The sequence below is a fragment of the Methylosinus sp. H3A genome, assembly GCF_015709455.1.
GTDB lineage: Bacteria > Pseudomonadota > Alphaproteobacteria > Rhizobiales > Beijerinckiaceae > Methylosinus.
This window is the reverse complement of the sequence record NZ_JADNQW010000005.1, coordinates 1,756,040-1,770,104: the sequence shown is the minus strand read 5'-3', so window position 1 is coordinate 1,770,104 and position 14,065 is coordinate 1,756,040. Positions and strand designations below refer to the sequence as shown.

Below are 14,065 nucleotides of genomic sequence, written 5' to 3'. Positions count from 1 at the left end.
CGTCGAACTTCACGGGAGGAGATAAACGGATGCAATCGACAGTCCTGGCGATCGTCGGCATGGGGCCGAGAGGTTTGACCGTGCTGGAGCGCGTGGCGGAGCACGCTCACCGCCTTCCACGAGGCGTCCGCCTTCGGATCGACCTTTTCGATCGCGGCGCCTGTGGAGAGGGCGTCCATCTCTCGACCCAGCCCGATCACCTGCTGATCAACACACTCGCCTCACAGGTCACAATGTTCGCGCCCGAGAGCGTCGCGGGCGGGAAAGGCGGCGTGTCGCTGGTCGAATGGGCGACCCTCGCAGGTTATAGGCATGTCGGAGACAGGTTCCAGCGCGCGCCGAACGACGTCGGCCTTTCGATGACGGAGATCGATCATTTTCCGCGTCGGTTGCTCGGGGAATATATGTCTTGGGTCTACCGACGCGTGCTCGAACGGCTCCCGGCGGAGGTCGAGGTCGCCCACCACCCGGAGCTGGTCGTCGACCTGATCGAGCGCGATGGCGGCTTCGATATCATCACGCAGGCGGGGCACTCGCGGCAGGCCGATTTCGTCGTCCTGGCGACCGGCCACGGCGTTCGCAAGCCTACCGAGGAGGATCGGCTTCACGCCGATTTCGTCGAGCGGAACGCGCGCCGCAATCGCGATCTCGCATTCTACGCCACTCCCTATCCGGTCGAGCGGCTCGACGACATTTCCGCCTCGGCGACGGTCGCGATCCAAGGCTTCGGGCTGACCGCGCATGACGCAATTTCCGCGCTGACGCTCGGGCGAGGCGGCCATTATGAGGAGAACAACGGGAGGCTCCGATACCGCGCTTCTGGCCGCGAGCCCAAAATCATTCTCTTCTCGCGCAATTGCCTGCCGTTCGCAGCGCGAGGCGTCAATCAGAAGGGCGTCTCCGGCCGTCACGATGCGAAGTTTTTGACCCCGGAGGCCATCGCCACGATCCGGCGCGAGACGCTCGCGGCCACCGGCGACGCGCGGATCGATTTCGAGCGCGTCGTGCAGCCGCTCGTCATCAAGGAAATGGCTTATGCTTATCGACAGGCCGAGCAAGGCCGCGCTGTGGAGTCAGCCGGTTTCGAGCCGACGAGCGAGGAGCTGAGCGCCATCGACGCGATCCTTCATCCGCTCGATGGGATCGTCTTTCCCACATCCCGCGCCTTCGGCGCATTCTTCGACAGGCTCGTGGACGACGATCTGCGGGAGGCCGTGAAGGGCAATCTGGCCAGTCCCGTCAAAGCAGCCTGCGATGTGTTGCGCGACACTCGTGAGGCGATCCGGGCGGCGGTCGAATATGGCGGGCTGACGCCGGAATCGCATCGCTATTTCATCGAGACGTTCAACGGAATCATAAATCGCGTGTCTTTCGGCCCGCCGAAGCGACGCAATTTCGAGCAGGTGGCTCTGCAGGAAGCCGGTCTGATCCGCATCGGCGGCGGCCCCGGCGCGCAGGTCTCGATCGACGAGGAAGAAGCGCGTTTCTTCATAGAAACGCGCTATGAAAGCGAGGTCGAGAAGGTTCACGCGGACGTTCTCGTCATCGCGCGACTCGATCCTTACTCGCCGCTGACCGATTCTTCGCCGCTCACCGCTGGCTTGTTGGCCCGCGGCATGATCCGACCATACCGGAACGGCGACTTTCACCCGAGCGGCATCGACATCGACGCCGCGCTCCATCCGATCGATTCCTCCGGCAGAGCCTGCGAGCGACTGTGGGCGCTCGGATTCCCGGTGGAGGGCCCGCACTACTACACCCACGCGCTGCCGCGCCCGATGATCTCGTCGCGGCAGACGCTCGACGCCGAGCGTTGCGTGCTGGAGATGCTCGACGTCATCGCGGCCTCGAATGAGGAGCGCCAGACCGCGAGCCGCTACCCTGCCTCGCATGTCGCGACGCAGGCTCACCCGCGCGTCTCCTGAGACGCTGTCGTACCCAACTCGGCCATGCTCGGCCCATCGAGGAAACCGGCAATGGAATTGACCGACACCTATTTCGACAGGAACCACCTCGCTCGGCACTATGCCACCGTGGAGGATTTCGCGTCTCGCTCCCGAGCGTGGGAGACGCTCGCGAAGACATCGATCTCACAATGGTATGTCGACACACTCGCGAATTATTCCTTCACGGAGGTCTTGGACGCCGGCTGCGGTCACGGGCGCTTCAGCGTCGCACTGGCGCAGGCGAGGTCGGTGAACATCACGGCGATCGACATCGCCGAGGAGATGGTCGAGGCGACACGCCAAGCGCTGGGCGACGAAGCCGGCAATCATCGCTTCATCCAAAGCTCGATCGATGATGCGCCCTTCGAGCGGGAGCGGTTCGATCTGGTGCTGGCCAATCTCGTCCTCCACCACGCGCCGGACATCCGGTCCTCCTTCGCGCGCCTCGCCGAGCTGACGAAGTCCGGAGGACGCGTTTCCTTGCTCACGGCGGATTTCGACTGGATGAGCGAGCTCAACCGATTCCAAGACGAAGCTTTGCTCAGACTAGGCTTCGCCCACGATCACCCGGCTTTGGCCGCGCCAGGCACGAACCGCTTCTGCGCCGCCAACATTCGGCTGTTCGCGCCGGACTCGTTGACGTTGGTGGAGAATCCCTGGTTCGACGGAACGATGACCTTCCCGAATATCGAAGCTCTTCTCGACTTCTACGTTCGAACCTTCCGTTACAAGAATGTCGTTTCGCAAGCCGGCGGCGACGCGCTTCGCCGCACGGTGCGGGAGATCGTCGAAGAACATGTCGAGCGTACCGGATCGCTGGATGTCTCCAGCAGCGTCTACCTGTACGTCTTCCGAAAGCACTGACCTTTTCGCGCCGACCGGACGCATTCGTCAAATCCGGTCGCGGATCCACGTCTCGACTCGCGGGCTCGCGGCCAGATTCACTCCACGGAGGGAGCATGACACAACTCGATCCGGCGCCGACCTATGAGGTCTATGCGCTGCGTTACGCCACACAGCCGGATCGGGTGGCCCGTGAGGCCTATTTCCGCTGCGAGATCCCCGAGGCGCCGGCGCCGCAAGACTATTTTGTCTGGGCGATCCGTGGCGACGGAAGGACGATTGTCGTGGACACCGGTTTTTCCGCGTCGAGTGCGCAGAAGCGCGGACGCGCTCTCCTATGCCACCCGGTCGAAGCCTTGGCCAGGATCGGAATCGACGCATCCGCGGTGCGAGACGTCGTTCTCACCCATGCCCATTATGATCACGCCGGAAATCTCGCATCGTTTCCAGAGGCGCGGTTTCATGTTCAGGACAAGGAAATGCAATATTGCACCGGCCGCCTGATGCGGCACGACATTCTACGCCGCACATTCGATGTCGCGGACGTGATCGCCCTAGTGCGCCTCCTCTACGAGGGACGTCTCCTCTGCCATGACGGCGACGTGACCCTGGCGCCGGGCGTCACCCTGCATCTCGTCGGCGGCCACACCCAGGGCCAGCAGGTCGTGCGGGTCGCCACTCGGCGCGGCCCCATCGTGCTCGCCAGCGACGGCGCGCACTTCTGGGCGAATCTCCGTGATCGCAATCCCTTTCCGATCCTCGTCGATTTGGGAGCGACGCTCGAAGCCTTCGCGCTCATCGAGCGTCTTGCTGCGAGTCCGGAGCACATCATTCCTGGACACGATCCGGCGGTCCTGACGCGATTTCCAAAATGGCGCTCCGAGACAGACATCGTCGCCCTACACGAAGAGCCTCTCTAGAGATTTCCTCTCGAGCGATCGGAATTCGCCAGACACTGGTCCGGACGCCGCGGCAGGCGCCGGCCAACAAATCCTCGACACGTCTGCGGAGGCGCAACCATGTCATCCTTCGATCTGCAGAAAAGATATTTTTCCGGATGGTGGCTCGTCACGGTCATCGTTCTGCTCTCTGCGTTTCTGAGCCTTGGCGCCGTAAGCGCCTTCCCCAGCGTCGAAGGCGTCCGGCTCGTCGTGTCGATGACGGCCAGGGTGTCCGCGATCTTGTTCTGCCTCGCCTTCTCGGCCTCGGCCTTGCACGGGCTCTGGTCGACCCCATGGAGCCGATGGCAGCTTCGCAACCGGCGCTATCTGGGCCTCGCCTTCGCGGGCCTCCAGACGCTGCATGTCGTGGCCCTCATCTCCTTCGCGACTCTCGCGCCAGCCTCGTTCGAGACGGCCGTCGGCGGAATCGTTATCGGAATATTCGGCATAGCTGGATATCTCACAGTGGTCGTGCTAGCGCTCACATCATTCGAGCGCACGTCGGAAATGCTCGGGCCGGCGCGGTGGCGAGCCCTACATCGATCCGGCTCCTATTTCATCTGGTTCATCCTGGTGGTCGCCTTCGCCCTGCATCTTCTCCGCGCCCCTTCACTGATCTATGCGAATGTCGAAATGGCGATGTTGCTCGCCTCCCTCGTCCTTCGCCATATCCCACGTCGGCAGGGTTCGACCCAGGACGACCGTCGCGTGACGAGGAGAGCCGTCGTTCGTTCGTAGTGAAAGGACCGCCAAACCATTCGATCCCCGCCCGGGGCTTCAACCGAAGGCAGCCTTTCAGATCGAGGCTTTTCAACGCCTCCGGCATCGCCTTGACCTCATTGCCGTCGGCGCTGGCGCGCGCGGCGATGGAAAGCCGCGTCTCGGCGTCGAAGACGCTGATCATCTCGGGCTCGCGTGGCGAAACGCCATCAGAGAAATCGGGTGATCTGCGAGACCAAGCGTGATTTCCTGAACGCCGTGCCTGCGAGACGCATCCCGCCGTCACGCCATCGATCCGGAACGCCGCCGGCGACGCCGTCAGCGCGCCGCGGCTCCTTTTGACCAGCCTTCCCGCTTTCGCGCAAGAAACCTTGCCGTCAATCGACGTCGGTAGGTCGCCATCCGTCGGCGCGACGTCGACGCCCGCGCCGGGCTACCGCCAGGACAAAGCCGCCTACAAATCCTGGAACGCATCGACCGCCACCAAGACCGACACGCCGATCATGCAGACGCCGGTCAGCGTTCAGGTCGTCCCCCAGCAGGTGCTGCAGGATCAGCAGGTCGTCATCATCGACAAGGCGCTGCAAAATGTCAGCGGCGTCTATATGATTCCTGTCGGCGGCTTGCAGGCGGGCTTTTCCGTCCGCGGCTTCGAGACCTACAAATATTATCTCGATGGCGTAAGGGTGGACAATCGCTCCACTCCCGGCTCGCGCGAGACGGTCGATCTCGATCGGGTCGAAGTGCTGAAGGGGCCAGCCTCCGTGTTGTTCGGACGCCTGGAGCCCGGCGGGCTCATCAATCTCGTGACCAAACGCCCCTCCGAAGTTCCATCCTATTCACTCCAGCAGCAATTCGGCTCGTTCGACTTCTACCGTACGACATTGAACATGACGGGGCCGGTCGCGGACGACAAGCGGCTGCTCTATCGGTTCGACGCCGCCTATCAGAATTCGAGCGGATTTCGTGACTTCGCCGACATTGAGCATGTGTTTCTCGCGCCGCGACTGCATTTTGCTCCGGCGGGAGACACGGAAGCCAATCTCTATGTGCAATATTTCCACAGCAAAGACCCGATTTATTTCGGCTTTCCGACGTTCTGGGGCTCCCCATTTTCGGCGCCGATCTCTCGGAGCTATGGCGAACCCAACAGCCAGGAGGATATGCATTACGACGTGCGCGTCGGCTTCGACTGGTCGCATTCCTTGAACGAGAATTGGAAGGTCACGCATCGCTTCGACGCGAACTTCCGCAGCGACACGGCTCCGGGCACTTCCGTCGTGACCGGGATCACCCAGTCGAAATGCACCTGGGCGTCGTGTCCCGTCTCGCGCATCGTCAACGGCTCGTCCACACAAGCCCAGTATTATTTCACTAATGTCGACGTGACTGGCAAATTCGACACGTTCGGAATCGCCCACGAGCTGCTCATCGGTGGCGACTATTACGCGGATCTGCGAACCACGCAGCGGCGTTCGCGGACGAGCGGCGTTCCGACCATCGATCTGTTCAATCCCATCCACACCGGAAGCCTCGGCTTCCTGCTCAATTTTCCGAACTCTGCTTCCGGTTTCCGGGCGGAGCAAGAATACTACGGACTGTACCTCCAGGATCAAGCCGCATTGCCATTCGGCTTCCATCTGCTCGCGGGTTTCCGCTACGACAATGCGTATGCGAAGGACCATACGGACGCCTTCCTGCCGACGCCGTCGATCATCGATCTGGAAGTGCGGCAGGAGGCGGTCAAGCCGCGCGTCGGACTGTTGTGGCGTCCGATTCCGCAACTGAGCCTCTATGGAAATTATGTCGAGAGCTTCGGTCCCCCGTCGACGACAGGAGGCCCCACCTCCGCCGGCCCGAACCAGCCGGCGCTGAAAGCGTCGGAGGGATCGCAGTGGGAGGCTGGCGTCATGACGGAACTGTTCGACAGCCGATTGACGACGACGGTTTCCTGGTTCGACATAACCAAGACCAATATCGCGACCCCAGATCCAGATCCGGCGCGCGCCGCGCTCGGCTATCGCGTCCTCACCGGCGCGGTGCGCAATCGTGGCTGGGAGGCGGACGTCAGCGGGCAATTGCTCGACGAATTGAAGCTCATCGCGAATATCGCCTATATCGACTCCAACATTGTGAAGGACAATAGCGGCAATTTCGGCCACCGTCTCTTTGGCGTTCCGAAATTCGCCGGCAGCGTATGGGCGGTGTATGAGCCCGATTGGGCTCTTCTCCCGGGCCTGAGCTTCGGCGCCGGCATCGTCTCCTCGGGCGCCGTCTGAGCCGACACGGCGAACATGCTGATGCTTCCCGGATATACGATCGCCAATTTGATGGCGCGCTATGCGTTCGAATATGAGGGAAAGAAGATCACCTTCGCCCTGCTTCGCCGTGATCGTTGGGTCGATCACTGCGCGCGCCAGAGCCGATTCGAACGGTCAAAACCTGAGGGAAACGCGCGCATAATAATAACCGCCATTGACGCCGAATGGAGAAAATACCGGGAAGATGGCGGCGCCTTGGTTGCGCGAGAATGGCACGGTCTGGTCGGGCCTTACGCCGAAGAGATTATTGCCGCCGATCGCCGCACGCAGTCCCGAGCCGAAATCATAGGCGATCTCGCCATCCGTGATGAATTTCGGCGTGATGACATTGGTGAAGAATGGAGCGCTGCCGGTGAACGGCGACGCCACCGTCTGGCTGATGTTTCCATATTGCGTGAAATGCAGCGAGAATGTCCATGAGTCGTAGAGGTAGGAGCCGCCGAACACGACCTTCGTGCGCGGCGTCACATCGGTGATGTTCGAGCGCGCCGCGGCGTTGAGCAAGGGCGCGCCGTTGAAGGCCGCGGGCGCCCCGATGACGGAGAGGATCGTCGTCTCTATGAAGCTCGCCGCGGCGTCGAAACGCAATGCGCCATAGGAGCCGAGATCATAGGCGTAATCGGCTTTCACATCGACGCCGCGCGTTCTCGTGAAGGCGCCGTTGACGAAGAAGCTGACCGTGCCGACAGCGCCAGGTTGCAATGAATTGCCGCTCGCCGTAATAGCCGCGAGCGCCGTCGGGCCCGTCAGCGAGCCTGTCGTCACGACGCGGTCGCGCAGATCGATCTGATAGGCGTCGACCGAGACATGCAGGTCTTTCAATGGTTCCGTCACGACGCCCAGGCTGATGTTCGTCGACTTTTCCGGCTTCAGCGGTTGTCCGCCGGCGATGCGCGCCGCCGAGGAGTTGGGCGGCAGCACCACAGTCGCCGTGGTTGGAGAGACCGTCGTCTGTGAGAAGAATTCCTCGGCGAGCGTCGGCGCGCGAAATCCGGTGCTCACAGTTCCACGCAATGCGATCGCGGGCGAAATGTCATAGCGCGTCGAGAGCTTGCCGTTGATCGTGTCGCCGAAGTCGCTGAAGGTCTCGTATCGGCCAGCTATGTCGATCTTCCAGTCTGGCAGCGGCTTGCTGCTGAGATCGACATAGCCGGCGAAGGATTCGCGGCTGTGATCGCTCTCGTCGGTCGGCCTTATGCCGACCCAGGCCGCCGGGCCCGACGAGTAATAGGAGAAGAAATCGCCGCGCCGCACCCCATAGGTCTCGTGACGATTCTCGGCGCCGATCGATATGTTGACGGGCGCCGGCAGGAAGCTCGGCGCTACCTCCTTGCCGAGATCGAGATTGATCGTGCGCAGCGTGCGTAGATATTGGCCGATGTAGAATTGGCGCGGCGTCCAGCCGGCGCCGAAGGCTGCGAGCGTATCGTTGAACAGCGATACATTGGCCGATTGGTTCAAGCCGACATCGATCTTGTCGGAGCCATAGGTGAGGCTCAGATCCCATCTCACATCGTCGAAGACCTTGCCTTTCGCTCCGCCTGTCAGCGACCAATCTTCTTCGTGGATGGTCTCGGCCGGGACGAAGCCCGACGGATCGATGATCTTGCTTGCGGCCGTTCCGTTGAGATTGGGCGCGCGGTAGTTCTGGAACGCCTCGCCGCGACGGCCCGCGCCCGTTCCGAAGAGATAGAACTGGACGCCATTGTCGAATTCATAGCCCGCGTTGAGGCCGGCCGAGCCGTTGATATAGGCGGCGTCGCCGATGATGGCGGCGACATTGGGATCGACCCAGGGATAGGCAGTTCCGGGGCCGACGCGCAGGCCCGTCCCGTCGGATGTGCGATCGGGCCCGGTCTGATTGCTGTGCAGATGAGATGTGAGATCGGCTCCGAGCGTCAGAAAGCCCTGATTGCCAATCGCAAAGCTCTTGTCCGCCTGCAGATTGCGCGTCAGCCCATTGCCATGCGTGTTCGGATTATAGCTTTGCCCATAGGAGCCGACGAGAGCGGAGACGCCGCCGCCGTCGGAGTCGGCCTTCAATATGATGTTAATGACGCCGGCGATGGCGTCCGAGCCATATTGGGCGGCGGCGCCATCCTCGAGAATTTCGATATGATCGACGAGCGCGACCGGAATGAGGTCGAGATCGGCGCCCGCCGCGCCTTTGGTGAAGCCCGAAGAGGATAGATTGGCGGTGCCGTGACGCCGCTTGCCGTTGACGAGCACCAGCACATGGCTGGCGGTCAATCCGCGCAGTCGTGGCGAGCGCACGAGATTGTTGAGATCGCCACCGACGCCATAGATCGAATAGGACGGATCGAGACGTTGAAGCGCATCGACGATATTGGTGCGACCCGTCGCCTTCAGTCGCTCGCCGCTGACGACGGTGACGGGCGCTGTGCTCTCGCGCGCCTTGACGCCATAGTCGCGTGTGCCGGTCACGATGACATCCTCTATCGTCGCCTCACGCGGCCTCGACTCTGCCGACGTCTGGGCGCCCGCCGGCGACGTCATGATCGCTAGGGCGAGCGCCGATGCGCTGGCGCCGATCTGCTTCGACCGCCGATAATGATGACGCGGTTTTTCGCGAGCGGCGCGGGCGTCGGCAGGAAAAATCATGAATTCTTCTCCAAATGAAAGAAGTTGCGGATCACGAGCGCGCGAAGGAGCGCGCCGATGCCCGTCGTGTGGCGGCATGTTTTCAAACCATTAGAATAGTAGGCGCAATTATGCGATACGCGCAACATAAAATCACGAAATACGTCAGCATAGCGGGTTCATGCGGAGAATAAAAATGCGCTGATATTTATTTATTTGAAATTAACTAGCCTATCTCGCAGCGCGGCAAGGTATTTTGTCTTCGTCAGATGCGGATATTGCAAAAATGTTTCTTGTGCTTGCCGCAGCCCCTCGGGAACGAAGCGACACGCGGAATGCCGGCGCGTGGCGAGCGCGCGCCCGTCGCGGGCGCGACAAAGCCGATCGTCAGCGATATGCCTGCGCTCGCCGAGCGTGATCTCGAATTCCTCGGCCCGTCGACGATGAACTCGCGTTTGTTCGTACTGTCCGACACGATCTTGGAATCGTGGAGGCGGCGACTAGGAACGAATTCGAGGTCGATTGTCCTCGAGAATCGTCGAGTCCAAAACCGGAACGAAGACCGCCGATTCTGCAGCCGATCGATATAGAGATCACGCGGCGTCGCGTCGGGCGTCTAAAAATCGCTCATGATCAATCCCCCTATGACTGCTATGCCGAGTGGCCTTTGCATCTCGGAGAGGAGGTCCATGAGGCCGTTGGCCGCGCCCGAGCGCTCGACGATCTCGGTGACGACGTTAGGCAACGCCTTCGTCTGCGCATCGCAAAATTGCGGCCCCGATAGGCGCCGTCTGCGAACAGCTTTTGCAGAAGCGGGAACGTTCCGAACATCGTGATGAGAAGGAGAACGCCGCTATCACGAGCCTGAATGTCGGCCGGATGGACGAGCGTATGAAGCAGCACGCCTATCGTATCGACAGAATATGCTGCGTCTCGCCCTTGATCTTCTATCCCGCATCAAAGCCGTGCGGATGGATGCGGCGTTCCCTTTTTTGACGCTTTTCCGCGCAGTCTCGCGCTCGGAGCTCAACGTGCTCCTTTCCATACCTCGTTTGCTCGCACGTCCAACTTTCGCGGCAGAAGCCCAGCCTCGGTGAAGGCATCGGAAATCTTCTGCTGCTCGGCGAGCGCGTCTTCGTCCACCAACGCCACGGCATAGCTGCGTCGACTATTGGCGAGTTCGACGGTCGCCGCGTCGAGCCCGATGAGCGGAGCCAGGCGCTCCGCGGCGTCCTTGGGTTGCGTCTTGATCCACTCCCCGGCTTTCCGGAGCTCGTCGACGACGATCTTCAAGACGTCGGGTCGACTCGATGCATATTTCGTCGACGCCAGATAGAATCGCCGATAGCTCACGCCGGCTGCGGCGCCGTCCGCAAGCACTCTGACGTCGACGCTCTTCTGCAGGGCCGCCAAAAACGGATCCCATATCGCCCAAGCATCTATCGCGCCTCTTTCGAAAGCCACTCGTCCGTCGGCAGGCTGAAGATAAACGACGTCCGTCTCTTTGAGCTTTACGCCGGCCTTCTCCAGGGTTTGTAGAGTCAGGTAGTGGACGCCTGCGGCTTTCGCAAAGCCGATCTTCTTGCCTTTGAGCTCGGCGAGCGTCTTGATCGGCGAGTCCTTGCGCACGACGATCGCCTGACCTGTCGGCGACGGCTTTTCCTGCGCGAGATAGGTCAATTTGGCGCTTGCCGCCTGGGCGAAGAGCGGGACAGGCTCGGCGACGTCCGCCGACAAATCGATACTGCCGACATTGACGCCTTCCAGAAGCGGCAGGCCGGAGCTGAATTCATACCAGGCGACCTTGACGCCCAATGGAGCCAGCGCTTTCTCGAGCGCGCCCTGCCCTTTGAGAAGAATGAGAAGCGACGAGGACTTCTGATAGCCGATGCGCAGAACGTCTTCCGCGGCGGAAGCCTCGCGTCCTCCTGCGGACGCGAGAAGCAATGTCGCGACCATCGCCAAGACTCTGGCGGTCGCGGATTTCCAAAATCGTCTCGTCATGAACGCCTCGCTCGGGCTGGTTCGGCGACAAGCCGCCGCATTCTTCAGTCTATCGCAATAAGACTATCTATTCCAGAGATTACATAGTCTGATAAGGGCGTCATCGCGCCTTTGCAGACGCTCGATCAATATAGCTTGACGAGCATCGTCCCGCCGAAAGTGCGGGGATCATTCGGCCAGCCGACCGTCGCGGGCGTCGTCGCAGTGCCGGGCGCCCAGGCGGTGAAGGGGCGGTTGTCGAAAAGGTTCTTCACCCACACCGACAAGGCATAGCGTTCGTCATCCGTTTTCAGGCCGAAGCCGACATTCGTGCGCGTATAGGGCGAGGTCCAATATTGAAACACGGCATGTGGATCGGTCAGCTGGACTTTGTCCTGCCAAGCGGCGTTGGCGTAGAAAAAGCCCGTGACCGATTGGTTCGCCCATTCGCCGAGATCGCGGAACAGTGGTCCCAGGCACCGCTCGTAATTCACGCCGACGTTGAACGACCAGAGCGGGACGAGCTCCCATCGCGAATTGGAGCGCGACAATGTCAGCGGAGCGGAGAGGAAGCCCGCGGGTGGATTGGTCGGGGTCGCCCACAGCCAGTCGGCGGGCGTCGCCGCATTGGCGAAGTCGAGCCAGCGGGCGTCTGTGCGAGCGCCGGAATAGGTGAAAGCGAGACCCTCGAGTGGAGTCCAACGACCATCGATCTCGACGCCACGAAGCTGCACATGATTAGCCGTTCCGAGATAAGTGGTGCGGATCGGCTGGCCGAGACTGTCTTTGTAGGAGGTGTCCGTCAGATTGGTCTGAAAATTATAGATGTCGTTCCAATAGAAATTGATATTGGCGACGAGCGCGCCGTCGAACCAGTTCGTCTTGACGCCGATTTCATAGTCCCACGACACTTCGGGTTTGGTGATCACCGGCTGCCAGCCTTTGAAATTGCTCTGGCCATCCAAGATCGGCTGGGCGCTCGTATTGACGGCGCCGGCCTTCTCGCCGCGCCCGACGAGGCCGAAGATCAATATGTGCTCGTCGACCCTATATTGCGGATTGAACACGCCCGTGAGCGAATTGAGTGATTTGCTCACGCCGCCGGTGTCGAAGAACCCCTGCCCGCCGCCGGAGCGAATGGCCGCCGTCTGTTGCGCGAGCGAATATTGATTGGGATAGACCTGCTCCCAACTGAAATTGGAGCCTTCTTTTATTTCGTAGCTGTCGCGGAGGCCGAAGGTCAACGCCCATTGCTCGTCGACATGGTAGGTCGCTTGGCCATAGGCTGCGACATGGAAAGTGCGGGCCTTTCCATCGCGATTGTTCTGCAGGCCATTGAGCAACGCCGGAGCGCCGAACCATGCCGCCGCGTCTGAGCCGAATTCGGTCAGATTATGGTTCCAGACATATTCATACATGGAATAGAGGCCCGTCGCCCATTCGAGCTTCTGCTCCTTGGGCGAGGCGAATTTGATCTCCTGCGAGAACTGATCGACATAGCTGTCGACGCGGCCGCCGCTGATGGAGAGTTCCTGATTGCCGAGCGGCACACGCGGTTGCAAGCGGAAGTGGCCGTAGGCGGAAATCAGGCTCAGCGTATTTTCGCCGAGCTGGATGTTCGCCTCGTTCGAGACATTGTGCTGCTGGGCGTAGAAGGTCGGCGTGCGCGTGAAATAAGGCTTGAATGGATCGAAGGTGAGAACGGAGCGCCCGAGCCTCTGCGCCAGGGTCTGCGAATAGGTGCGGGCGGGCAACGTGCCGTTCGCGAAAAGCTGGAACGAGTCGCCGAAGGCACAAACCGTGCTGCTGCAGGCGCCGATATTGCTGTATTCGGCGGAGCGCCCATAGTTGAATATCAAACGGTCGGTCACACTGTCGCCGACATAATATAATTGCCCGCGCACGCCCCAGCGATTGCCGTTGCGATAGCCGGCGCCGGTCACTTGATCGCGAATCCAGCCGTCGCTCTTGTCGAGATAGAAAGCGACGCGATAGGCGAGCTTGTCGTCGATGAGCGGCCCGGTGACGTTCAACTTCTCGATAATGCGATTGTAATTGGCGAAGGACGTCTCGAAGCTCGCCTTGCGCTCGAACAACGGCAATTGCGTTCGGATAACGACGTTGCCGACGGTCGTATTCTTCCCAAAGGCCGTTCCTTGCGGGCCGAGACCGATCTCGAAGGATTCGAGGTCGACGAAGTCGCCCCATTGAAAACCGAAATTCTTCCAGAACACATTGTCGACGACGAAGCCCGTATCCGACTCTGCTCCGTCTCCGCTTCCGGCCCCGAGCCCGACGCCGCGAATCGTCGCCGGACGTCTCGGATGGCTGCCATCCACTCTGTAGTTCGGAACCTTTTGCGCGAGATCGGTGAGGCGATCGAGATGTTCGCGTTCGGCTGTCTTGGAGGTCACGACGACGATCGGCCGTGGCTGCTTCGTCGCTTGTTCCTGTCGCTGCGTTCCGTCCCTCGCGCCGCCAGTCACACGCACATCGTCGACCTGCGCCTCTTGCGCGAGGGCGACATCGAGCGAGACGCAGGCGATCCCGGCGAGCAGAACGCCGCGTCTGGACCGAACACCGAAGCCGCGCCGCGCGTCGAAGGTCTCCGGTCCGATTCTCATGTCGCGCCCATACAATCTATAAACTCGATATATATTAAGTGAATATACCTATGACACCGACGCGGTCAAGCTATGCTGTGACTGCT

Annotated in this window: 8 protein-coding genes; 5 read left to right on the top strand and 3 right to left on the bottom strand. The window is 61.1% G+C overall.

The genetic code is table 11. The annotated features are described in order from the left end of the window. Window positions 1-29 precede the first annotated feature (29 nt). The 5 genes from IY145_RS11305 (at window position 30) to IY145_RS11285 (ending at window position 6,729) form a co-directional block, all read left to right on the top strand. Window positions 30-1,925: an FAD/NAD(P)-binding protein gene (locus IY145_RS11305; RefSeq protein WP_196408307.1), complete on the top strand. Its 1,896-nt coding sequence runs from the start codon at window positions 30-32 to the stop codon at window positions 1,923-1,925. A gap of 51 nt (window positions 1,926-1,976) precedes the next feature. Continuing rightward, window positions 1,977-2,810, top strand: a complete 834-nt coding sequence (locus IY145_RS11300) for a class I SAM-dependent methyltransferase (RefSeq protein ID WP_196408306.1) — start codon at window positions 1,977-1,979, stop codon at window positions 2,808-2,810. Between the two features lie 95 nt (window positions 2,811-2,905). Then, on the top strand, window positions 2,906-3,709 hold the full coding sequence (locus tag IY145_RS11295; RefSeq protein WP_196408305.1) for an N-acyl homoserine lactonase family protein: 804 nt from the start codon (window positions 2,906-2,908) through the stop codon (window positions 3,707-3,709). A 99-nt stretch (window positions 3,710-3,808) separates the two neighbouring features. Beyond that, on the top strand, window positions 3,809-4,468 hold the full coding sequence (locus IY145_RS11290) for a hypothetical protein (protein WP_196408304.1): 660 nt from the start codon (window positions 3,809-3,811) through the stop codon (window positions 4,466-4,468). 353 nt (window positions 4,469-4,821) lie between these two features. Beyond that, the gene (locus IY145_RS11285) at window positions 4,822-6,729 is read left to right on the top strand and encodes a TonB-dependent siderophore receptor (protein ID WP_196408303.1); all 1,908 of its coding nucleotides are present in this window, start codon (window positions 4,822-4,824) and stop codon (window positions 6,727-6,729) included. A gap of 156 nt (window positions 6,730-6,885) precedes the next feature. On the opposite strand, the gene IY145_RS11280 is transcribed toward IY145_RS11285, so the two are convergent. From IY145_RS11280 to IY145_RS11270, 3 genes are all read right to left on the bottom strand, one after another. Continuing rightward, complete coding sequence (locus IY145_RS11280) at window positions 6,886-9,393, bottom strand: TonB-dependent siderophore receptor (protein WP_196408302.1); 2,508 nt, start codon at window positions 9,391-9,393, stop codon at window positions 6,886-6,888. Window positions 9,394-10,398: 1,005 nt separating this feature from the next. Beyond that, window positions 10,399-11,376: an aliphatic sulfonate ABC transporter substrate-binding protein gene (locus IY145_RS11275; protein ID WP_210332655.1), complete on the bottom strand. Its 978-nt coding sequence runs from the start codon at window positions 11,374-11,376 to the stop codon at window positions 10,399-10,401. Between the two features lie 125 nt (window positions 11,377-11,501). Continuing rightward, entirely contained in the window at window positions 11,502-13,979 is a 2,478-nt protein-coding gene (locus IY145_RS11270) for a TonB-dependent receptor (protein WP_196408301.1), read from the bottom strand. Window positions 13,980-14,065 lie beyond the last annotated feature (86 nt).

Excerpts from the sequence above, each read along its gene's own strand:
- IY145_RS11305 (WP_196408307.1), top strand. The coding sequence starts at position 30 with ATGCAATCGACAGTCCTGGCGATCGTCGGCATGGGGCCGAGAGGTTTG.
- IY145_RS11300 (WP_196408306.1), top strand. The coding sequence starts at position 1,977 with ATGGAATTGACCGACACCTATTTCGACAGGAACCACCTCGCTCGGCAC.
- IY145_RS11295 (WP_196408305.1), top strand. The coding sequence starts at position 2,906 with ATGACACAACTCGATCCGGCGCCGACCTATGAGGTCTATGCGCTGCGT.
- IY145_RS11290 (WP_196408304.1), top strand. The coding sequence starts at position 3,809 with ATGTCATCCTTCGATCTGCAGAAAAGATATTTTTCCGGATGGTGGCTC.
- IY145_RS11280 (WP_196408302.1), bottom strand. The coding sequence starts at position 9,393 with ATGATTTTTCCTGCCGACGCCCGCGCCGCTCGCGAAAAACCGCGTCAT.
- IY145_RS11275 (WP_210332655.1), bottom strand. The coding sequence starts at position 11,376 with ATGACGAGACGATTTTGGAAATCCGCGACCGCCAGAGTCTTGGCGATG.
- IY145_RS11270 (WP_196408301.1), bottom strand. The coding sequence starts at position 13,979 with ATGAGAATCGGACCGGAGACCTTCGACGCGCGGCGCGGCTTCGGTGTT.